Annotated in this window: 22 protein-coding genes; 17 read left to right on the top strand and 5 right to left on the bottom strand. The window is 55.3% G+C overall.

What is annotated here, in order from left to right; translation table 11 throughout:
* Positions 1-22 precede the first annotated feature (22 nt).
* The 4 genes from IPN69_04030 (at position 23) to IPN69_04045 (ending at position 6,412) form a co-directional block, all read left to right on the top strand.
* A complete protein-coding gene (locus IPN69_04030; GenBank protein MBK8809881.1) occupies positions 23-1,039 on the top strand; it encodes a hypothetical protein in 1,017 nt (338 codons plus the stop codon).
* A 100-nt stretch (positions 1,040-1,139) separates the two neighbouring features.
* Positions 1,140-1,541, top strand: coding sequence for a hypothetical protein (locus IPN69_04035; GenBank protein ID MBK8809882.1), 402 nt, complete (start codon positions 1,140-1,142; stop codon positions 1,539-1,541).
* Between the two features lie 736 nt (positions 1,542-2,277).
* Entirely contained in the window at positions 2,278-2,916 is a 639-nt protein-coding gene (gene ribA, locus IPN69_04040; protein ID MBK8809883.1) for a GTP cyclohydrolase II, read from the top strand.
* A 259-nt stretch (positions 2,917-3,175) separates the two neighbouring features.
* Positions 3,176-6,412, top strand: a complete 3,237-nt coding sequence (locus IPN69_04045) for a TonB-dependent receptor (GenBank protein ID MBK8809884.1) — start codon at positions 3,176-3,178, stop codon at positions 6,410-6,412.
* Positions 6,413-7,230: 818 nt separating this feature from the next.
* On the opposite strand, the gene IPN69_04050 is transcribed toward IPN69_04045, so the two are convergent.
* Positions 7,231-8,154: a tetratricopeptide repeat protein gene (locus tag IPN69_04050; protein MBK8809885.1), complete on the bottom strand. Its 924-nt coding sequence runs from the start codon at positions 8,152-8,154 to the stop codon at positions 7,231-7,233.
* Between the two features lie 188 nt (positions 8,155-8,342).
* On the opposite strand from IPN69_04050, the gene IPN69_04055 reads away from it, so the two are divergent.
* From IPN69_04055 to IPN69_04115, 13 genes are all read left to right on the top strand, one after another.
* Positions 8,343-9,692, top strand: a complete 1,350-nt coding sequence (locus IPN69_04055; protein ID MBK8809886.1) for an HD domain-containing protein — start codon at positions 8,343-8,345, stop codon at positions 9,690-9,692.
* A gap of 82 nt (positions 9,693-9,774) precedes the next feature.
* A complete protein-coding gene (locus IPN69_04060) occupies positions 9,775-10,590 on the top strand; it encodes an energy transducer TonB (protein MBK8809887.1) in 816 nt (271 codons plus the stop codon).
* A gap of 142 nt (positions 10,591-10,732) precedes the next feature.
* On the top strand, positions 10,733-11,554 hold the full coding sequence (locus IPN69_04065; GenBank protein ID MBK8809888.1) for a GNAT family N-acetyltransferase: 822 nt from the start codon (positions 10,733-10,735) through the stop codon (positions 11,552-11,554).
* 155 nt (positions 11,555-11,709) lie between these two features.
* Positions 11,710-12,246 (top strand): transposase, encoded by a 537-nt coding sequence (locus tag IPN69_04070; GenBank protein MBK8809889.1) that lies wholly within the window; start codon positions 11,710-11,712, stop codon positions 12,244-12,246.
* Positions 12,239-12,664, top strand: a complete 426-nt coding sequence (locus IPN69_04075) for a hypothetical protein (protein ID MBK8809890.1) — start codon at positions 12,239-12,241, stop codon at positions 12,662-12,664. Before IPN69_04070 ends, IPN69_04075 begins: the two co-directional genes overlap by 8 nt.
* Positions 12,661-12,813: a hypothetical protein gene (locus IPN69_04080; protein MBK8809891.1), complete on the top strand. Its 153-nt coding sequence runs from the start codon at positions 12,661-12,663 to the stop codon at positions 12,811-12,813. Before IPN69_04075 ends, IPN69_04080 begins: the two co-directional genes overlap by 4 nt.
* 84 nt (positions 12,814-12,897) lie before the next feature.
* Positions 12,898-13,398, top strand: coding sequence for a transposase (locus IPN69_04085; GenBank protein ID MBK8809892.1), 501 nt, complete (start codon positions 12,898-12,900; stop codon positions 13,396-13,398).
* The gene (locus tag IPN69_04090; protein ID MBK8809893.1) at positions 13,356-13,838 is read left to right on the top strand and encodes a transposase; all 483 of its coding nucleotides are present in this window, start codon (positions 13,356-13,358) and stop codon (positions 13,836-13,838) included. The genes IPN69_04085 and IPN69_04090 overlap by 43 nt, the downstream gene beginning before the upstream one ends.
* Positions 13,835-14,107, top strand: a complete 273-nt coding sequence (locus tag IPN69_04095) for a hypothetical protein (GenBank protein ID MBK8809894.1) — start codon at positions 13,835-13,837, stop codon at positions 14,105-14,107. The genes IPN69_04090 and IPN69_04095 overlap by 4 nt, the downstream gene beginning before the upstream one ends.
* Positions 14,107-14,928 carry an ATP-binding protein gene (locus tag IPN69_04100; GenBank protein MBK8809895.1) on the top strand — a complete coding sequence of 274 codons (822 nt, stop codon included), beginning with the start codon at positions 14,107-14,109 and terminating at the stop codon, positions 14,926-14,928. Before IPN69_04095 ends, IPN69_04100 begins: the two co-directional genes overlap by 1 nt.
* 135 nt (positions 14,929-15,063) lie before the next feature.
* Positions 15,064-15,372 carry a transposase gene (locus IPN69_04105; protein ID MBK8809896.1) on the top strand — a complete coding sequence of 103 codons (309 nt, stop codon included), beginning with the start codon at positions 15,064-15,066 and terminating at the stop codon, positions 15,370-15,372.
* Positions 15,373-15,893: 521 nt separating this feature from the next.
* Positions 15,894-16,346: an IS200/IS605 family transposase gene (gene tnpA / locus IPN69_04110; GenBank protein MBK8809897.1), complete on the top strand. Its 453-nt coding sequence runs from the start codon at positions 15,894-15,896 to the stop codon at positions 16,344-16,346.
* 298 nt (positions 16,347-16,644) lie between these two features.
* The gene (locus tag IPN69_04115) at positions 16,645-17,391 is read left to right on the top strand and encodes a 1-acyl-sn-glycerol-3-phosphate acyltransferase (protein MBK8809898.1); all 747 of its coding nucleotides are present in this window, start codon (positions 16,645-16,647) and stop codon (positions 17,389-17,391) included.
* 778 nt (positions 17,392-18,169) lie between these two features.
* Here IPN69_04115 and IPN69_04120 read toward each other — a convergent pair.
* The 4 genes from IPN69_04120 to IPN69_04135 form a co-directional block, all read right to left on the bottom strand.
* Positions 18,170-19,444: an acetyl-CoA hydrolase/transferase family protein gene (locus tag IPN69_04120; GenBank protein ID MBK8809899.1), complete on the bottom strand. Its 1,275-nt coding sequence runs from the start codon at positions 19,442-19,444 to the stop codon at positions 18,170-18,172.
* Positions 19,445-19,598: 154 nt separating this feature from the next.
* Positions 19,599-20,327, bottom strand: a complete 729-nt coding sequence (locus IPN69_04125; protein MBK8809900.1) for an NTP transferase domain-containing protein — start codon at positions 20,325-20,327, stop codon at positions 19,599-19,601.
* A gap of 63 nt (positions 20,328-20,390) precedes the next feature.
* Positions 20,391-21,311, bottom strand: coding sequence for a class I SAM-dependent methyltransferase (locus tag IPN69_04130; GenBank protein ID MBK8809901.1), 921 nt, complete (start codon positions 21,309-21,311; stop codon positions 20,391-20,393).
* 85 nt (positions 21,312-21,396) lie between these two features.
* Complete coding sequence (locus tag IPN69_04135; protein ID MBK8809902.1) at positions 21,397-22,113, bottom strand: class I SAM-dependent methyltransferase; 717 nt, start codon at positions 22,111-22,113, stop codon at positions 21,397-21,399.
* Positions 22,114-22,193: the final 80 nt, after the last annotated feature.

The raw sequence follows: 22,193 nt of genomic DNA on the forward strand, positions 1-22,193 counted from the left end.
TCAAATCAATCGTCCTATAATTATGTTCGCTGTGGCATCGGAAACTATGCAAGACCTGCGTTTGTCGGAACAGTGCGAAACCGTCGTCAACGAGATCCTGACTCGTTGCGCGGCGAACGCGCCGAATTTCAACGTGCAGGCGGATTGGTTCAAGGAATCGATCGGACGTGCGATCCGCAGATTCGTCGCATCGGGCGGCGATCAGGCGCCAAGCGAAGCTCAGATCATCGAATTTCTCGGGCAACTGCAGGCCGACGACCTTTATCTCGCGATCGCCTGCGCCAATGGCTGCGAACGCGCCTGGTGGGAATTCGATCAACATCATCGGTCATATCTCGAACGCGTCGCGCGGCATCTGGCAAGTACCGAGATCAACGCGCAAGAAGTTGTCGATACGGTTTACGTCGAACTTTACGGGACGCGTGTCGTCGACGGGGAGCGTGTCTCGAAGTTCTCGACCTACAGCGGCCGCGGCAGCATTCGCGGTTGGTTGCGAACGGTGATCTGGCATTCGCTGGTCGATCTTCATCGCGCGTCGCACGACGAGGTTTCCCTCGATGAGATGACGGAAAACGTCGGTGAGGGTGCGGTTCACGCCAGTTTCGCGAACACCGATCTTGGCGGTGAAGACTCGATGCTCGACGAGATTACGCGGCAACGTTACCGGAAAGCGACCGTCTCGGCGATTGAAACGGCGTTCGGCGGTTTGGACGGTCACGAAAAGCTCTTGCTGCTTTATTATCACGTCGAAAATCTGAAGCTTCGCGAGATCGCTCGGTTGGTCGAAAATCAAAGCTCGCCGCTCCGCGGTTGGTTTCAGCGAAAGTCATCGACCCGCGAAAAGAATCCCGAAGGCCGGATCCACGAATCGACCATAATGCGTTGGTTGGAAAAGAGTTACGGAAAGGTCCTGCAACTTTTCCGAACCGAGTTGCGAGCCAACCATTCGCTCCGCGATGACGAGATCGCGATCTGTATGGAACTCGCGACGCAGGATCTCGCGAGCCGGAGTTTGTATCGAAATCTGATTACACCCTGAAGGAACGCACCGTTCACCCTGTAGAAATTTGCCCCCCATAAAGATTTTTGCGCAAAGAACGCGAAAACTCGCGTCTTTTGTCTGGGAGGCTGGAATTAAAATGGGAAACACGGACATTCGAAGCGAGGAATTGAGGATCCAGGGGTTGGTTGACCGCTTCCTCAATCAGCGTGTTGCCGACAATCACGTCAGAAACGAGCCTCATTTGGATGACGACTCGCTGACGGCATTCGTCGAAGGAAATATCAGTGAACGCGAGGCGCAGCCGATCGTCAGCCACCTGGTCGATTGTTCGTTTTGCCTCCACGTAACATCGGAACTTGTGAAGCTCGACTACGCATTCGCCGATGAACCTCTGACTTTGGCAACGCCCGAATCTCATCCGTCGAAGGTTTCCGAAGTCCTGAGCGGACTACTTTCGCGGATCTTCGGAACCGGCGATGTCTTCGCCCATCACGAAGTTGATGAAGACGTGACCGAAGAGAAGGAATCGAAGAAGTAGGAATCCCAACCTCAAGAACAATCGTTGCCGACCGCGTCGGCGGCGATTGAATCAGCCGTCGCTGACGCGACGAGATTACAGATTCGCAAAATGGGGCTGTATGAAAAGTCCATATTCCTGAAAGTCGCAATCGAGACAAGAAAGTAGTGTGCGGCAAAGCGAAAGAAACTAGCGCCGCCCTTTGTTGAACACCGCGACATCATAATGCTGCAAGGGTAGATCAATCAACGACTTACCTTCGACCCCTTCAGGGTCGGCGTCTCATCTGACTAAAATCCTGGGGTTACGCTTCGCTCACCCCAGGCTATTATCCGATTCGCTTTCAGCGAATTTATCCACTTTTCAGACAGCCTCCTATATTCAGGGTATCGCGACGCGATTCGGAGCCGGTGGACGGAACCCGACTGAAACATCGCCGCATGCGTCCGACCGATCGAATTTCATCCAGCTCGACCCGTTGGTCCCGCATTTCCATATCGAACACTTCAAACGCTTCAACGCGGCGTATGTTGACCGGCGAAAGAACGGCGTTTCAACCCCGAAACACGGGGATTACGCGAAAACCAGATTACGAAGGCCATTTTTCGGGTATCTGGCGTGTTAATTGTCTATTGCCTAATTTGGGTTCAAACCGCGAATACTCCGATCGAATTGCGCCGCTGCAGGTGAGATTTCCCAAATCGTCCGGCGGCAGTTATAATTTACGGGAACTTTACAAAGCTTAGAGGCGGCAATTTTGTCAGGAAACAACGGACTTATCCCAACTGAAAACCAGAATCCGACAATTCAGAGAATCGCGGTCGCGAATCTTCCGACGGTGATCGGCGTTTTCAAGATCGCGGGTTACCGATCGCTTACGAGCGGCGAGGAATTCGTCGTTTTGTTCAAGGAAAAGATCGATCCGGAAGTTCCGACGCTCGTCCGGATCCACTCACAGTGTCTCACGGGCGACGTTTTCGGGTCGATTAAATGCGATTGCGGACCGCAGCTTCAGCGGGCGATGGAGATGATCGAAAGCGAAGGCCGCGGCGCGATCGTCTATCAGCAACAGGAAGGCCGCGGAATCGGCATCGTCAACAAGATCCGGGCTTACGCTCTGCAGGACGAAGGGGCGGATACAGTTGAGGCGAACGAACAACTCGGATTCGCGGTCGATGCGAGGAATTATCATCAATGCGCCGAGATCCTCTCCGACCTCGGGCTCAGAAAAGTCCGCGTAATGTCGAACAATCCCCAAAAAATAGCGGCTCTGAAAGACGCCGGTCTCGAGATCGTCGAACGTGTCGCGCTTGAAGTCGAGGCCCGCGAACCGGCCGAACATTACCTCAAAACAAAAAAGGAGAAACTCGGTCACCTTCTCAAGTTCACCGAGTAAAAATCCAAATTCGTGAAGATTTTTCAATAAATTGAAAGATTTAACGTACAAAGGCCTAAAGCAAAACCTCCGCCGTTTCTCGTAATTCATTGTTATACTTATATTTAGCGCATACTATGGCGAGTTTCGTTCTATGGCTACGAATTTGCTACGTATTGCGCGGCATACAGTATTTGCAGTTCTCCCCAACTACCGATTACGGTGCGAACTGCATTCAAGGCTACAAATTCCAGAATTTTTCTATTGTAAGGAGATAAGAATGAAAACAAACTTCAGATTTATGTCTGTGGCTCTCGCCTTCATCCTCTGCTTTGCGGCAGTCGGATTTGGTCAGGGAACCACGGGTAGCATCGAAGGAACAGTTTCTGACTCGAACGGGGCGGCCATTCCGAATGCGACCGTCAAGGTTCAGAGTTCCGGTTCAACTGCCGGTTTCAATGTGACTGTTACCGCTAACTCCGAAGGCTTTTATAGCATTCCCAGAGTCGCTCCGGGTACCTACAAGCTGACGGTCACGGCGGGCAACTTCAAGGAAAGAACGGTTGAAGCGACGGTTGGCGTCGACAGTCGCGCTTCGGTGAACGTAACGCTCGAACCGGGAACCGGTGTCACGACCGTCGAAGTCATCGCTGACTCGAACACGACCGTTGACCAGACCGACACCAAGGTTGCGACGAGCATTTCGAAGCAGCTCATCGAAGATCTTCCGAGCGGAACGACCTTCTCGAGCTTGCTCAAGATCGCTCCGAACGTCCGTCCCGAGGCACAGACGCAGGGATTCCAGATCGACGGCGCCTCGGGTGCTGAAAACGTCTTCGTTATCGACGGTCAGGAAGTTACCAACTTCCGCACGGGTAACCTCGACAGCAACTTCAACCTTCCGTTCGAGCTCGTTCAGGAAGTTCAGGTCAAATCGACCGGTTACGAAGCCGAATACGGCGGCGCGACCGGCGGCGTGATCAACGTTGTCACCGTTGGTGGTAATGATTCGTGGCGCGGCGCTTTCGGTATCGGTTTCCAGCCGGCGAAGATGCAGGGCGGACCGCGCGGCATTTTGACCGCCTTCACCGCCAACGCGATCAGCAACACCCCGGGCAACACCTATTACTACACCCCGAACAAAGACGGCGGCACGAACTTCTTCCCGTCGGCTACGTTCAGCGGTCCGATCGTGAAGGGCAAACTCTGGTTCTCGGCCGTTTACGCGCCGCAGATCTTCGACACCACCCGCGTGGTCGACTACTACAGTTTCCCGAACGGTTCGAACAATCCGTCGGGGCGCACGACGACCGAATCGATTGAGTACAATCAGCACTTCGTTCAGGAAGACGCATTCATCCGTCTCGATGCGCAGCCGCATTCGCGACTGAGAATGTACGGAACGTTCCTCTGGAACCCGATCATTCAGGAAAGCGTCCTTCCGGGCGTTACCGAAGGTTTCGGCGGTGTTCAGAGCGTTAACTTCGGCGGCAGCATCGGCACCCTCCGCGGCGCTGATCTTCTTGGCCGTCAGGGCGGACGCCAGAACGCGAACGCCATCAACGGACAGGTCACCTGGAACCCGACCAACTACCTGATCATCAACGGTCGTGCAGGTCGCAGTTTCTTGAACGAAAAGACCAACTCGTACTTCCTGCCGAACGTCACGCGTTACGTTTGTAGCGCTCTCGGACCGCAAACGGCCGCGACGACGGGTTGTGCTCAGGGCTTCCAGAACGTGGCGAACAACTCGCAGGTTGCGTACGACGTTTCGACCCGTACCACTTACGACGTTGACGCAACGTTTACCGGAATCAACTTCGGCGGCCGTCATTCGATCAAATTCGGATTTCAGCTGAACAAACTCTTCAACACGGTTGACCGCGGTTACAAGAACCTCGGCATCATCCAGATGTTCTACGATCGCGACATCACGGCGCTGGCCGGTGTTGCGGCGACCCCGGGCAATCTCGGATCGGGACTTATGACCCGTTTCGGTACCGTCGGCGAAGCGAGCAGCGACAACAAGGCTCTGTTCGTTCAGGACACGTGGCAGATCGCCAACCGTGTAACGATCAACGCGGGCGTCCGCATTGAAAACGAGATCGTTCCGAACTTTGGAACGACGGGCAGCAACGCCATCAAATTCGGATGGGGCGACAAGATCTCCCCGCGCATCGGCGTTGCGTTTGACGTGACTGGCGACGGCAAGAACAAGATTTACGCCAACTGGGGCCAGTTCTACGATCGCTTCAAGTATGAATTGCCGCGCGGCTCGTTCGGCGGCGACTTCTTCCGTCGCGATTACTTCGAAGTTCTTCCGACCAATTTGGGCGGCGTTGGCTTGAACTATTTGAGCTACACCCGTGCCAACATTCTCGGAAGCTTCTCGGATCCGATCGGTGGACAGTGCCCGATCACCGCTCCGACGGGTCTTTCGCGCTGCCAGTTCGACTTCCGCATCGCGACCAATTTGGCCGGCGCGGATATTTTCGAAACCGGCGCTATCGATCCGAACATCAAGGCGGCCCGCCAGAGCGAATACACGGTCGGTTACGACCGTCAGCTCGGCAGCAACTTCCTGATGTCGGCTCGTTACACGCACAAGAATGTTGACCGCGCGATCGAAGACGTTGGTGTGTTCAACTCGCAGGGTTCGGAAGCGTACATCATTGGCAACCCGGGACTCGGCCTCGTTTGCGACATCGCAACGACCGCCAACCTTCCGTGCGCCAAGGCTGAACGCAAGTACGACGCTGTTGAAGTTCGCCTCGACAAGCGTGCAACCAAGTATTTCTTCAATGCCAGCTACACCTGGAGCCGTCTCTTTGGTAACTACTCAGGTTTGGCGAGTACTGACGAAATCCGTTCCAGCCCGAACGTTAACCGTTTCTTCGACCTTCCGCCCCTCGGCTTCACGGCTGACGGCGATCCGGACAACGGTCTTCTGGCAACCGATCGCCCGCATGTCTTCAAGGCATACGGCGGTTACAGATTCAACTGGAACAGCACCAACACGAACGTGACGACCGTTTCGGCCTTCACCTCGATCCAGTCGGGAACCCCGTTGACCACCATCTATAACCTTTATAGCTTGGGAACAACGATCCTGAACGGACGCGGCGATCTCGGTCGCACCGAATCGTTCACGGAAACCGATCTTTCGATCAGCCACCGCTACAAGTTCGGACGCGATAACCGTTTCACCCTTGAACCGTATCTCGACATCCGCAACCTGTTCGACGAGAAGAACGTCCTTGGTCTCCAGACCAACATCAGCGCGGCGAACTTCACGGCGGCTACCCTTTCGACGGCGCAGGCCGGATGTACGACCTGCGGTTCGGAAGCTGCGGTTTTCCAGACCATTTTCAATGGTGTTGGTATCCGTAACTTCGTTCGCAACTACATCAGCAGCTCCGTGACGGCCCTGTCGTCGCGCACGCTGAACACCTACGGTCAGGCAAACAGCTTCCAGGGCCCGCGCAACGTGCGCTTTGGATTCCGTATGTCCTTCTAATCACTGGTTAAATCAAGTGACTTTGGGCCCGTTCGAAAGAGCGGGCCCTTTTTCTGCGTTGGAAACTGAATCGCGCGCGTTTCGCAGCCAAGAACCGCAACCGAAGTCAAAACAGGAAGCACACAGAGGCGACGCCCCCGCCAATGTGTCTGACCCTTGGGAATTTGAGATTTCAGATGTTTCAGGAGCGTATCGGAGAAATATCAATTGCCACTAGCTTCACCTAGTGGACAGCCAAAGTAGAGGATTTCCGGCTTTAGCCGGCTAAAGCCGGGGGCATTTACATCATTTTTCCACTAGCTGAAGAGGTTGTGTCAAAACTCCGATTTGTATTCGGTTTTATGAATTGCCACTAGCTTCAGAGGCTGTGTCAAAACCTTCAGAAGTTTGAGTTCATAGATCAAAATCAAGCGGCTTTCTTCTTATTAATTGCCACTAGCTTAATTGCCACTAGCTTCAGCTAGTGGGCAGTGTAACCCCAAGACTTTCTTGGCTTTAGCCCGATACTGCGGCTAAAGCCGGGATCAAGTTTGAATCTCGGTCCACTAGCTGAAGCTAGTGGCAATTCATAAAACCGAAGACAAATCGGAGTTTTGACACAGCCTCTGAAGCTAGCGGCAACTCAAACCACAATCTATGCTTCTGACAGCCCTCGTATCCCGACGGAATTTTGGCACGAAGCATAGCGAGGAACTTCCTTAGCTTCTTCGCGCTTCGCGGTTCAAGGAACCTCGCCGGATCCGAACGATCCGGAATCCAAAATCGAAAGGGCCGCGCCCGAAGACACGGCCCAAAATTGAATTCCAATTTGCGACGCCCTAAGTTCCCTGCGCTTTGGCTTTTTCCCGAAGCGTTGCAATCGTCGTGCGGATCTTTGTTTCCTCTTCGGGCTTCAGTTTGCCGACCTTGATGAACGTTTCCAATTCGTCCGCTGCGTCCTTGTACTTTTTCAAGTCCGCGAACGTCTGGGCAAGTTCAAAGTGAAGAGAAGGAATCGGCGTTTTGGTCGACTTTTTCGCCTGCAAAAGATGCTTTTCGGCATCTGCGGCCTTTCCCTCCTCACGTTCGATCTTTCCGAGCGTGAAAAGAACCTGGAATGAAGACGGCGCCAAAGTCGCCGCTTCGGTCAAAACCAGAAGCGCCGACTTGTTGTACTGTTTGCCCAGACTGTGCAGTGAATAGCCGAGGTAGTAAAACGATGTCGCACTCTTCGGGTTCAAGTCGGAAGCCTTGAATAGAAAAGGAATCGCGTCCTTGAACCGTTTCTGAAAGAACAGTTCGCTCCCCATCCGGTAGAGCGCCTGAAAATAGTTCGGAAACACCTTGATCGCATCCGCCAACGCACTTATGCCCTCGGGTTGTCTGCCCTTCGCGAAGTGCTCGACTGCCGTCTTGTAAAATTTCTTAGCCTCGTCGGGCACGTCTTGAGCGAAAACAACGCTCAATTCGGCATCGGCAAGGCCGCCCTTTCGCGGCTGTAGAATAAAGTCAAGGCTGAAGTTCCCCGCTCCCTCGCCGCCGCGAATATTCTGGGTATTGATCTCCTGATCCTGAGTCATATCCTCAAGATCATAGCGAAACGGCATCGCTTTGACCTGGTATCGCCCGTTGCTAAGTCCGCCGAATTCATACTTGCCTGTATTATCCGTTCTCGTTCGGCGAATGGTCTGACCGAGATCATTGAGCAACTCCATCTCGACTTCGGGCAAAGGATTCCTTTGCTTGTCGAAAATGAACCCCATAATCGTGCTCTGTGAAAAGGTGTTTTGGGCCAATAGGAAAATGAATGAAAAACTGACGAATATGAGAATCGATCTCAATTTCTGCGTGCGAACCATAGCAAAACCTCCAAAAGCTATATGAACTAATCAACCATTTGCGGAGTTGAATTATAACACCAATCACTCGGGTTTCCGGAATTCCGCGGACTTTGCTTGATAAAAAGAGCTTCGCGGTTCAGAATTACAGACAAAATCGAGTACTGGAGAAGAACCATCTGTCGGAAAAGATCTACCGGGATTCCGTTCACAACATCATTCGCCTCAGGACCGACTCGGACGAGGGAAAACTGCTTGTCCGACTGATCGACACGGCCGAATTTCAGCGTTTGCGGCGCATTCGCCAGCTTGGCCTTGCCCATTTTGCCTACCAGGGCGCGGAACATTCGCGGTTCACGCACAGCCTCGGCGCACTTCATCTCGCGACGCGCACGCTCGCTAAACTCGAACTGAGCTACAAGATCTCCGACGAATCGCGGATCGCCGTCCGTTGCGCCGCGCTTCTCCACGACATCGGCCACGGCGCCTTTTCGCACGTGATCGAACCGATCCTTGGGTTCCGGCACGAGGAATTCACGATCGAGGCGATGCTCAGCGCCGAGACCGAGGTCGGACAAGTGTTGCGCGCGTTCGCCCCCGAGCTTCCCGGCAAGGTCGCGTCGATCATCCGCGGTGACTTTCGGCCGCGCGCTCTGGCGCAGCTCGTTTCGTCGCAACTCGATGTCGACCGGATGGATTATCTGCTCCGCGACAGCCTGATGACGGGCGCGAAATACGGGATCTTCGATCTCGAATGGATCATCAAATCGCTCGAGATCGACGAGGCCAACGACCGGCTTTACGTCGCCGCCCGCGGACTGTACGCCGTCGAGGATTATCTTCAGGCCCGGTATTATATGTTCCGCCAGGTCTATTTCCATCGGACCCTTCGCGCCGCCGAGGCTGTTCTCCATTCGCTTCTCCGTCGCGCTTTCCGGGTTTACGCGACGGATCCGAACGGGCTATACGTTTCCCGCCAAACGGCGTTTGAAAAGATACTCAAGGGCGAGCGGCTGAGTTTGAACGAACACCTCGAGCTCGACGACCACGATGTGATGTTTCATATCAAACGCTGGCAAACGTCGGACGACTCGGTGCTCTCCGACCTTGCCGGACGCTTTCTGCATCGGCGGCTGTTCAAGGCGTTTGACCTCGATATGCCCGAAGAGAGGCGCGAGTCTTTCATTTCGGAAGCGCGCCGGCTCGCCGTTAACGCCGGGTTCGATCCGGAATACTACTTCGTCGAAGACAAGGCGGGCGACGTTCCGCATTACTTCTATGCGCGGCGCGAGAGCAATTCCAAGGATCTGATCTTCGTCGAGGACGGCTTTTCGACGCCAACGATCCGCGAGATATCGCAGATCAGCGGCGCCGTTCGCGGACTTCAGGAAGGATACCGGATTCATCGGCTCTGTTTTCCTGCCGAACTAAAAGATGATGTCGCGAAGCTTTATCATGGATAGTCAGGGCGCGGCGACAAGTCTGCCAAGCCGTTTCTTGGGGAAATCAGCCGGCTTCATCTCTTCGTCTTTGCTTCTCGGTGGTTTGCTGATTCTGTTAACCGTCACCGTTGCGGCCCAAAGGATCGCGGTTATCACGCCGCAAAACAACGGCCTCAGCCAAGAGTTCGCCGAATCGCTCTCGAGTGCGCTCGGAAAGAGCTTCAGGCAGATCGACCCGACGCTGGCTGGCACGGCGTTCCTTTCAGCCGGGAGCGAAACGCCCTTTAACCTGACCACCGAAGAATCGCGGAATATCGGGGCGGCGATCGGTTGCGACTTCTTTGTCCTCGTCCGCGCCGAGGACCTTAACCGTTACTCGTTCGAGAAAAAAGCCTACTTCGAATCTTTCGCCGCCGTCTATCTTGTAAGCTCGCGTACGGGACGGCTGGTCGATTTTCAGCTTTCGTCGTTCAACGGTTTCAACGCCGTTGACGCGCGGCGTTTGCTTCTCGAATCCGCCCCGAAAGTCGCTGCGGGTTTAGCCGCGAGAATTGTGTCGGTCATCCCGGCCGAACTCGGCGAAGCCACAACGAAGCGCCCCGGCGAGATTCCTGCCGACGGTTCGCCGGCGGCAAACCGGTTTCGTTCGCCGCTCCCGTATAAGCGCCTGAGCCCGAAATACACCGCAACCGCGAACCTCTACGGCATCGCCGCGACGGTCGACATCGAGGTTGATATCGACGAAAAGGGCCAGATCCTGCGCACCGAGATCGTCCGTTGGGCCGGATTCGGCCTTGACGAATCCGTCGAGAATGCGGTCAAGAGTATGAATTGGCGACCGGCCGAGCGCGCCGGAAAGCCCGAACCGGTCCGTTTCCTATTGCGTTACAACTTCAAGAAGGTCGAAAAAGAGGATTGAAGTCCGTTTTTTCATATTTTCTTCAGGAACCGAGTGTTACGCGCTTCAAGATATCAGGTTTGCGGAGCGTCCTTTTGTCTTATGCTTGTGGAATAAAAACACTGGAAAAGTGATTTACTGATCACCGCCCGATTCTAAGCTTATGATGAAAACGCAGCCGATATCAGTGCAGACCGTTCACGGGATCGAACCGCCGCCGATCGAGCATTCCGACGACCGTTACACGGTTCGATTCGCCGCGACCGAGGCGGAACTCGACGCCGCGCTCAAACTTCGCTTTGAGATCTTCAATCTCGAGCTGAACGAAGGGCTCGAGGCTTCATTCATCAACGGGCGCGACGAGGACCGATTCGACCGCACTTGCCTGCATCTGATCGTCGCCGAGAATTCGACCGGGCGGGTCGTCGGCACCTATCGACTGCGAACGATCGAGATGGCCGGCGGCGCCTTTGGCTTTTATTCGTCAGGCGAGTTCACGCTCGAAGATCTTCCGTACGAGGTGCTCGCCGATTCCGTCGAACTCGGCCGCGCCTGCATCGCGCGCGAGCACCGGAACACGCGTGTTTTGTTTCTGCTTTGGAAAGGGGTCGCGGATTTCATCTCGGCTGCGCGGAAGCGATACGCGTTCGGATGTTGCTCGCTGTCTTCTCAGGACTTTACCGACGGTTCGAAGGCGATGCGTCAATTGGCGCGCGACGGGCACGTCCATCCGTCATTACGCGTGAGCCCGCGCGAAGAGTTCAAGCCCCGGGCGGCGGACTTTCTCACCGACGACGACGGTTCCGACATCAAGATCCCCAAACTGTTCGACACCTACCTGCGAATCGGCGCGCTAGTTTGCGGCGAGCCGTTGATCGACCGCGGCTTCAAAACGATCGACTTCTTCATCATTGTCGACACGGCCAGGCTCTCCGAGAAATACGCCGGAATGTTCTTCGGAAGATCGAATGGCAACGCGGCGTAATCTAAGGCGCCGAAACCGTCCCCCGGGATCCGTCTCCGAAGGAGACCGACAACATAGGAGGCTGTCTGAAAAGTCCCCTCGGGTTCGGCGATTTTCGGTCTCGGGAGTGTTGTTTGAATTTCGTCGAGTTGCATACGTGGGTTATAATACTAAGTATGATACACGAGAAAAGGAAGAAGGTGGTCTTCAAGCATTACGATCAGAACCAACCGATGTTGTTGCCGCCGAGCCTGGATGATCTGGTGCCCGCGAACCATCCGGTGCGCGTTGTGAACGAAGTGATCGAGCGGATCGACATCGGCGTGCTTGAGCTTGGGTACAAAGGCGGCGGAGCGTCGAGCTACCATCCGCGGCTGCTTTTGAAGGTGCTGGTTTACGCGTATCTTCGGAATATCTATTCGTCCCGGAAGATCGAGCAGGCGTTGCAGGAAAACGTGCATTTCATGTGGCTCGCCGGCAACGCGAGGCCGGACCACAACACGCTGGCGGACTTTCGGTCGAAGCGGCTGAAAGATCATCTTGAGAAGATCTTTTCGCAGGTCGTGCTGCTGCTTGTCGAAGAGGGGGGCGGTATCGTTGCGGGAAGTGATACTGGACGGGACGAAGATCGAGGCGAACGCGAACCGGTACACGTTCGTCTGGGCAAAGACGGTGGAGCGGAACAAGCAGCGGATAAGGGAACAGTTGCGTGACGTGTGGAAGTACGTCGAGCGGGCGAGCGCGGAGGAAGAGCAGGCGCCGAACGAGCCGGATTTTGAGGCGGTGGACCCGGAAGCGGTGACGCGCGCGGTGAGAGCGATCGACGAGGAGTTGCTGAAAGCCGAGCCCGATGCGAAGACAAGGCAGCGGGTGCGGAAATTGAGGCGGGAGTTGCCGGGCCGGGCGGCGAAGGTCGAGGCGCAGGAGCGGATGCTGGACGGGCGACGAAGCAGTTCGAAGACCGATCATGACGCGACGTTCATGAGGATGAAGGAAGACCATCTGGGGAACGGGCAGTTGAGACCGGCGTACAATGTCCAGCTGGCGACCGAGGGGCATTTTCTGACCGGGTACACGCTGACACAATCGGCGGGGACACGACCGCGCTGCCGGAGCATGTCGGCAAGATGATCGAAACGTACGGAACGGAACCCGAAAGCGTGACGGCGGATGCGGGTTACGGCAGTGAAGAGAACTACGCCTATCTGGAGAAACGGGCGATCAAGGCATTTGTGAAGTTTCCGGGGTTCGATTCCGGGAAGCCCTGTCATTATGCGTGAGAAAATGACCCCCTAGCATGCGTTTGTTTTTGACCCCCCTGGACGGCATTTTTGATAACTTTCGTGAAACGGAGGTTATCGGGAATGCTTGGAATGGAGGAATGGATGGAGGTCAAAGACTTGAAAAGGCAGGGGCATTCGATAAAGCAGATCTGCCGGATGACGGGATATTCGCGGAACACGGTCCGCAAGGTTCTGCGCGAGGGTTCGCCGAAGCGCGCCGCCGAAACGAAACGTGGTTCCAAACTGGACGCGTACAAGGACTATTTGAAGAAGCGGTACGAGAAGACGGGTCTGAGCGCGGTTCGGCTGACGGGCGAGATCCGGGGAATGGGATTCGCGGGATCGTGGGACATCGTGAGGCGGTACTTGCGGGAACTGGACGTCGGGGCGAAGGTGTCGGCGAAGGCGACGGTGAGGTTCGAGACGCCGCCCGGCAAGCAGGCGCAGGCCGACTGGGCGGAGATCGGGTCGTACATTGACGAAAAAGGCCGCCGGAGAAAGATCTACGCGTTCGTGATGGTGCTCGGTACTCGCGGGCGATGTACGTCGAGTACACGCGGCGGATGCGGATGCCGGAGCTGATCGGATGCCTTGAGAGGGCGTTCGCCTACTTCGGCGGCTGGCCGGAGACGATCCTGTTCGACAACATGGCGCAGGTGCGCCTTCCGTGCGGGAAACTGAACCCGCAGATGGCCGACTTTCTGAATCACTACGGGATCGCGCCGAGGACGCACCGGCCGTACCGGCCGCGAACTAAGGGGAAGGTGGAACGCGCGGTCGGGTATCTGAAGGACAACTTCATCAAGGGGCGGGAGTTTGCCGACCTTGCGGATCTTCAGGCACAGGGCGCGGCGTGGCTGGAAGAGGCGAACGGACGGAAACACGCGACGACCGGAAAGCGGCCCTTCGACCTGCTGCCCGAAGAGGGCCTGACGCCGTACGGGTCGGCGCCGCGATACCGGCCGTCGGTCTGGAAGACGCGGAAGGTGGGCGTCGACGGGTACGTCTCGATCGGGGCGTGAAGTACTCGGTGCCGCCGGAAGCGGTCGGCCGCAAGGTGGTGGTCGAGCAGGGAGAGCGCCGGGTGACGGTGCGCACGGGCGAGACGGTCATCGCCGAACACCGGCGGTCGCTCAAATCCGGCGAAAGCGTGGCGGATCCGGCGCATGTCGCGGCGATGTGGAAACTGACGGTTGAAACGCAGGAGGCGCCGCCGAAGAGATCGGGACGGGTTCTGTTCGAGACCGTGGCTGTAGCTCCGCTCGTCGCCTACGAGGAGGTGATCGGCTGATGAAGGTCTACGAAGATATGGCATCGTCCGCGCTCGGCGAACTTGATCTCAAGACCGCCGCGGTCAATCTTGACACGATCGCCCAGCGGGCGGCCGCCGAGGACTGGAGTTACACGGAGTTCCTCGGGCGGCTGCTCGAAGGCGAGGTCAGGCACCGGCAGGAGATGCGCGTCGCGCTGAGCCTGCAGTTCGCGCGCTTTCCGTACCCGAAGAGGCTTGGCGAATTCGATTTCAAGGCGCAGCCCGGCGTTGACCGGAGGCTCATTGACGAACTGGCGACGGGGCGCTTTCTGGCCGAAGGGCGGAACATCGTCTTTCTCGGGCCGCCCGGAGTGGGCAAGACGCATCTCGCGATCGGGCTCGGGGTGATGACGGCGGAACTCGGGCACCGCGTCTATTTCACGACCGCCGTCGACATCGCGCGCAAACTCGTGCGGGCGATGCACGAGAACCGGCTCTCGCGCGAGATCAAGAACCTGACGCGCCCGAAACTGCTGATCATCGACGAGGTCGGCTACCTGAAGCTCGAACCTCCCGAGGCGAGCCTGTTGTTTCAGGTCATCTCGGAGAGATACGAACGCAAGGGAGCGGTCATCCTGACGAGCAACAAGGCCTTCGCGGCCTGGGGCGAGGTCTTCGCCGGAGACGCGGTGATGGCGAGCGCGGCTCTCGACCGGCTGCTCCACCGCTCGACGGTGATCAACATCCGGGGCGAAAGCTACCGGCCAAGGAAAAGCGGGCCGCCGCGGCGGCACGGAGTTGTGGAAGAGTTGGCGGCAATTGCCGCCAACTCTTCCACAACTCCGGACAACAATGACTAAAGGGGGGGTCAAAAACTAACGCCTGTAAAGGGGTCAAAAATTAACGCTGATTGACAGCCCAAGGGGAAGTTCGCGGCAGACAACTTCCAATACGACGCAGAGACCGATACTTACCGGTGTCCGGCGGGGCACGTGATGGAGTTCTCGGAGGATCGCGTGAAGACGACGCAGAACGGCCGGAAGCAAAACGTCAAAATCTACCGGACCGAGGCCTGCGGCGGATGTCCGATGCGGGCCGAATGTTCGAAGGGCGAGGGGGGACGGTCGATCGAGCGCAACGAAGAAGTTCTGAGGCACCGGCGCAAGGCGCGAGATGCTCGAAAGCGAGAAAGGCGTCGAACGGAGGAAACAACGGTACGAGGTCGAGGCGGTGATCGGAAACATAAAGGAAAACAAGAAATTCAGAAGGTTCTTACTGAGGGGGTTGGCAAAAGTACAGATTGAGATCGGATTGATCGCGATCGCACACAACCTGCAAAGGCTGGCAACCGTCTGAAAAGGCGGAAATGCGCTCGGCGACCGGCCAACTGATGACGGCCGAAGCGGACTCTCCCAAAACAGACAACAGAAAAACGGCAATCCCGGAGACTTTCTGAGTGACTTTCCAGACAGCCTCAAACACGCCAAATTTGATAGGAGACCGACATTTGTTCGAGCGTTCAGATGACATAGCGATCCGCTTCCTTACTCGCTACGCTATGTTGTTCATCGCCCTGGGTGACCGGGCGGTGAAAACGCTGGGCAACTTACCAAACCGCTTCATTGACGCCGTCCCGAATTGCGTCGCAATGTAGCAATTCGCTACACTATTCGACAATCGGCTAATCGCAGAATCGCCTCGGATGATCGCTACATCCGAAACCGCCCAACGGACTCGAAGGCATTAGCACGATCTCAAACTCGGACCCGACTGCCGAACACTCTACTTCCGGTCGAAATACCGGATATCGCGCAGGAGAAACTCTATGCCTCAATCACTTGTTCGATTGCTTGTACACGTCGTTTTTTCAACCAAGAATCGCGTTGACCTGATCCAACCTGAAATCGAATCGTCACTATATGGCTATATTCACGGAATCGTTGAAAACAACAATTCCAGACTGATTCTTGCGAACGGGACAATGAATCATACACATATGTTGATCTCATTGGGCAAGACGCTCGCGATCAGCGAATTGGTTGGCGACATCAAACGCGAAAGCTCACTCTGGATCAAGAAACAGGATCGCGAATTCCGGAACTTTTACTGGCAGGAAGGCTACGGGGCTTTTTCCGTCGGTCAAACCGAAGAGCAGAGCGTCATTAACTACATTGCGAATCAAAAACACCATCATTTGCGAAAGGACTATAAGTCCGAATTTCGCGGTTTTCTGGAGAAATACGGGATTGAATACGACGAACGTTACGTCTGGGATTAGATGCCACCCATTCCGTCTCCGAAGAAGACCGATAGAATACTAAGGGTGAAACGTATCGATCGGTTCGCCGCAGAAGTCGAAATCTGTTCGACCCCTTCAGGGTCGAGTCCCGAATTGCGTGCTGTCGTAGCGATCCGCTTCGCTCCTCGCTACGCTATGTTGTTCATCGCCTTCGGCGATCGGGCGGGGTGAATACGCTGGCGGTGATCGGCTGATCGTGAAATCGCCTTTGGCCATCGGTCGGCAACTCTTTCATTCCATTTGACACCCCGCACCTTTGCCTGTTTGAATCAAACAAATGTCGACCTTTCGATCCATTATCGGGACCTTGGCTTTTTTTGGATTGACCTTCGGGATCTATGCGGTCTGGTTTGTCGGCTCGCTCGTTATTCCCAACAAGCAATACTGGCGCCAAGTCATCTTCAAATACTGGGCGTGCGGTTTTGCGAGGCTGTCCGGAATGAAGATCGAAGTCATCGGAACCCCGCCGAAACCGCCGTTCTTCCTGGTCTGCAACCACCTGAGTTATGTCGATATTCCGACGCTGCGGTGCGTCGTCGAAGGGGTCTTCGTCGCCAAAAGGGAGATCAGGGATTGGCCGGTCGCGGGTCGCATTATCAGCGACTTCGGACAGATCTTCATTGACCGGACCAATCGCCGCGACATTCCGCGCGCCGGAGACGAGATAGTCCGGAAACTGGACGAAGGCGAGGGTGTGATAATTTTTCCCGAAGGGACGAGCACCAAGGGCGAAGACGTTTTGCCGTTCAATTCGTCGTTCCTTGAATTCGCCGCCAAGACCGGTCTTTCGGTTTCCTACGCGTCGCTGACATATGAAACGCCGGCGGGCGATTTGCGCGCCAGCGACTCAGTCTGTTGGTGGGACGAGACCGGTTTTTTCGATCACCTCTACCGCTTTTTCGGATTGTCCGGATTCACCGCCGTGATCCGTTTCGGTGACGCTCCGATCACAAATCCGAACCGCAAGGAACTCGCCCACGAACTCCGCGAGAAGGTGCGGGAAAGCTTCATTCCGGTCATTTGATTTTGGATTTTGGATTTTGGATTTTGGATTGGGGAGCTTTGAAAACCCCAAGGGATCTTTGTATTCGGGGCCGGGACGAGTCAGTACCATCTGCGGTAGCGGATGGTTGAAGATAGGTTGGTATCAATACTTCGGTCCGGGAGTGCCGCGTCCAACCATCCGCTACCGCAGATGGTACCGACTCGACGCGATTGCCACGCGATTCGGGATTCTAAGTCTGGAACCCTTGGAATCCGGAATCTTGAATCGGGTTCTTTGAAAAACCTGACGACTCGCGAAAGAACATTTGCCTTGCCGCGGGTGACGCGGATCAAGCTGAAGATGCGAATATCCGGGCGATCGGCGTCAGGTCCGAGATTTGGAATGTTACGGACTTTGCCGGCGTGGCAACGCGCCAATCCGACGATCAGCGAGTCAGTACCGCCTGCGTTAGCGGGCGGGCAACCGCGGCCGCACGACGCCAAAACCCCAACTCGGGAGCTTTGAAAAGCCGACATGAAGGAAACGAACGCGTTTCCATCAGAACACAAATTGGCTGGATGGAGCGGATTCGTTTCATTCAATTAAGACAGAAAAGGATTTCAAGCAACGCTCAGTTCGAAGTATCTTCCTGCATCTGATCTATCTGTGTTCATCTGTGGCAGAAACGGCGCCGGGAACGCCGTTAAGTAGGTTTTTCAAAACTCCCGATTGTGGAATTTGGAATTTGGGATTTGGGATTTGGGACAGCGAATGCTCCGACAATCCCAAATCCCAAATCCAAAATCCCAAATCGACATCAGTCCAGCGTCTTGAAGCGTTCGAACGCTTCGCGTTCGAGTTGCTCGCGATGTTTCGGGTGCGCGATCCGGATCAGTTCCTTCGCGCGCTGGCGCATCGTTTTTCCGTACAAATAGGCCGCGCCGTATTCGGTGACGACGTAATGCACGTGGGCCCGGGTCGTGACGACGCCGGCTCCGGGCTTGAGGAACGAAACGATCTTCGATTCGCCCTTCGCCGTGACCGCCGGAAGTGCGATGATCGGCTTTCCGCCTTCTGAAACGGACGCGCCGCGGATAAAGTCCATCTGCCCGCCAACGCCGGAATAGAGCCGAGTCCCGATGGAATCGGCGCAGACCTGTCCGGTGAGGTCGACCTCGATCGCGCTGTTGATCGCCGTCACTTTCGGGTTGCGGCGGATTACCGTCGGATCATTGACATACGCGACGTCGAGCAGAACGATCTCCGGATTATCGTTGATGAAATCATAGAGCTTGCGCGTTCCCATCACGAAACTCGAAACAACCTTGTTCGGGTGAACCTTCTTGAGCCGGCCGTTGACGACGTCCGATTCAAGCAGCGGGATCAGCCCGTCCGAAAACATCTCGGTGTGGATTCCGAGATCCTTGTGGTTTTTCAGCGCGACAAGGACCGCGTTCGGGATCGCGCCGATTCCCATCTGAAGCGTCGCTCCGTCCTCGACCAACTCGGCGCAGTTGCGGCCGATGGCAATCTCCTGCGCGCTCAGTTCCATCATCGGAAGTTCCGGAATGTCGTCGTCAACTTCAACGGCAAAATCAATGTGGTTCACCGGAATGATGCCGTCGCCGTGCGTCCGCGGCATCTTCGGATTGATCTGCGCGATGACGCATTCGGCCATCTGCACGCCGGCGAGGCTGACGTCGACCGAGGTCCCGAGCGAACAGTAACCGTGCCGGTCGGGCGGCGAAACGTGGATCAGCGCGACGTCGATCGGCAATATCTCGCGCCGGAAAAGCTGTGGAACTTCGCTCAGGAACGTCGGGATAAAATCGGCCTCGCCGCTTTCGACAGCCTTTCGGACGTTCGCGCCGATGAACAACGCGTTCGTATGAAAACTGCCTTTGTATTCCGGCGCGACATACGGCGCGTCGCCCTCTGTATGAAGGTGATAGATCTCGATGCCTTCGAGTTCTGCGGCCCGGGCCGTCATCGCCGAGATCAGCGTCTGCGGCGCGGCCGCAACGCTTTGAATAAAGACGCGGTCCTGGGACTTGATGCTTCTTACTGCGGTTTCTGCTGTTACTATTTCCATATCTTTTGTACGAGTTACGCGGTACGAGTTACGCGTTTACGCGTGACGGGCGCGTTAATCGAAGTTTCTCGCGCTTAACGATAAGCGCCCGGTCGCCCTCACGCGGGAATACGGGTTCGTAGCGCCGCGCGGGTCACGCCTGAAGGCGTTACTCTTACGGGTTGTTCGCTCCCGTTTCGGCGACAAGTTTGCTTGCCCGAAGTAGACTCTCGAACGTTCCGGCGTCGGTCCACCAGCCGTCGAGTTCGTTCCAGGTCATTTCACCGCGCCGGATGAAATGGTTGTTGACGTCCGTGATCTCGAGTTCGCCGCGGTCCGACGGTTTCAAGGTCTTGATGACATCGAAAACCGTGTTGTCGAAAAAGTAGATCCCGATCACGGCAAAGTCGGATTTCGGATCCTTCGGTTTCTCTTCAATGTTCAGAACGCGGTCGCCGTCGAGTTCCGGAACGCCGAAACGCTGCGGATCGTGCACCTTCTTCAGCAATATCTTCGCGCCGCCGCCTTGTTGTCGGTACTCGTCGGCAGCCTGGCGGATATTTCCCTCGATAACGTTGTCGCCGAGCACGACGCAAACCGGCTCGTCGTCGGCGAAATGCTCGACCAACGATAGCGCGTCGGCGATCCCGCCCTCGCCTTCCTGATACGTGTAGTTCAGGTGCTTCAAACCGAATTCCTTCCCGTTACCGAGAAGCTGCAGAAAATGGCCGGCAAAATTTCCGCCGGTGACGATCATTATATCCTCGATCCCCGCATTGATCAGCGTTTGGATCGGATAATAGATCATCGGCTTGTCGTAGACCGGCAAGAGATGCTTGTTCGTGATTTTCGTCAGCGGATACAATCTTGAACCGAGTCCGCCTGCCAATACAACACCCTTCATATCGATTTTGGATTTGCAGTTACTTTATGGATCTATCGCCATTCAACTCCAACTTTTCGCCCATTACGATTTCCCCGCCCACCCCTCAATATATGTTCCCATACTCCCAAACTTACTAACTTCGGTGACAATACCTGCGGCGAAGCTCTCAAACTTACCATTGAAACCTTCGGTTTCGGGAACAAAACTGGTTCCACCGCAAATCTTGAGTTCCTTAATCCGAAGCCCGTTCCTTTCGAGCAACCGAGTCAACGATCTTCTATTGAATCCAAACAGGTGATAGGGGCTAAATGTCGGTGCGAGATTTACGGTCCACTTTCGACCCAGAATGCGATAATAAAGATTTCCAAGTACAAAATAGAGTCCCGATTCGTTAGGAACGTCAAAGTAAAATAGTCCGCCGGGTTTCAAAATCCTAGAAATTTCTCCGACGATCTCCATCGGATTGTATAGATGCTCAAGCACGGCGGACAAGAAAATACAATCAAACTCGTCCGCGTCAAAATGACATTCCTCCAATGTCTTACGCAATATCTTGACACCAGAATGACGCTCGGCATAATCAGCAAAAGGTTCAGACGGCTCAATTCCAACAACCTCCCATCCAGCAGTCTCGGCAGTTTGAACAATTTCGCCACGGCCGCACCCGATATCCAGGATTTTCCCCTTTTTGCCGAGCCATTGTTCGGCTCTTTCCAGCAACTTGTTGGCCACCAATAACTTCACAGGGGATTCGTGATTCACAAAATAATCGGATGGATCCGCGTCGTAATGCTGTGCGAGTCCACCGACGGGATGCGGCATAGGATTGGGGAAAATCAATCCGCATTCACAACACGACCAGATTTCACATTCTACGCCAATACTCTGTCGATGAGCAGCGCCACCCCGATAGCCTAAGAACCTTGTCGGAGTCACATTACAGATCGGACATCTTTGCTCAAGCCATCGGTAGCCGGCTTCAATTCTCGGCTCGACTTTCATATGATTCGGGACTCGGATTCAAAAGCAATACTGCAATTCGTTAGATTCTTGGTAATCGTTACTCCGGCAGTTATGTCAGCCGGTATCAACGCTCAACTACCAGAAGCAAATTCTTCCCCGTCGGAACGCGCACGAATTTTTCAAACGCCCTCACAAACGGAATGGCAATTTTATCATAAAGCGTCACGGCTCCGCTTTCGAGCGAGTCGGATTTCAGCAGTTTGTATTTCACCCACCACGGCAAAATTCCGGCAAAATCGAAGTATTTCGAAACAAGAATCCTGAAACCGGCCGCCGTGCATTTTTCCTCGATCTCGGCCTTCGAATAGCGTCTGAAATGTCCTATCTTGCGGTCGAACTCACCGTAAAGCGACATCAGCGCCGGAACGAAGATAAAGCAACGCCCACCCGGCACGAGCGTTTCGCCGATCATCTCAAGCTCACCGCGATCGTCTTCGATATGCTCCAAAACGTTGATGTAGAGAATCGAATCCGGCTTTTGTTCCGCGATCTTTTGGCTAACCCCGGCGAAGATCGCGCGGTGCAGATCGATCTGAGCGTCGGTTTCGATCTGCCGGACATTTTGCTCCAAAAAGACGAACATCTCCGACGGTTCGACGATCGCAATCGACTCCGGCTTTTCAGCCAGCAGAAGTTCGGAAAACGAACCAGTCCCGGCCCCGACTTCGACCAATCGTTTTCCAAGAAACGGCCGAAATTCATCGAGGATCCATTTATGGTAATTGACGGCAAACGACATCGCCTCGAGGTCCTTGCCAACATATACAACCTGATCGCTCATAGTATCCGTAAGAGTAACGCGTAAGAGTTACGCGTAAGAGTAACGCCTTCAGGCGTGATTCGCGCCGTAAGAGTAACGCC

The sequence above is a fragment of the Acidobacteriota bacterium genome (genome assembly GCA_016715115.1).
GTDB lineage: Bacteria > Acidobacteriota > Blastocatellia > Pyrinomonadales > Pyrinomonadaceae > JAFDVJ01.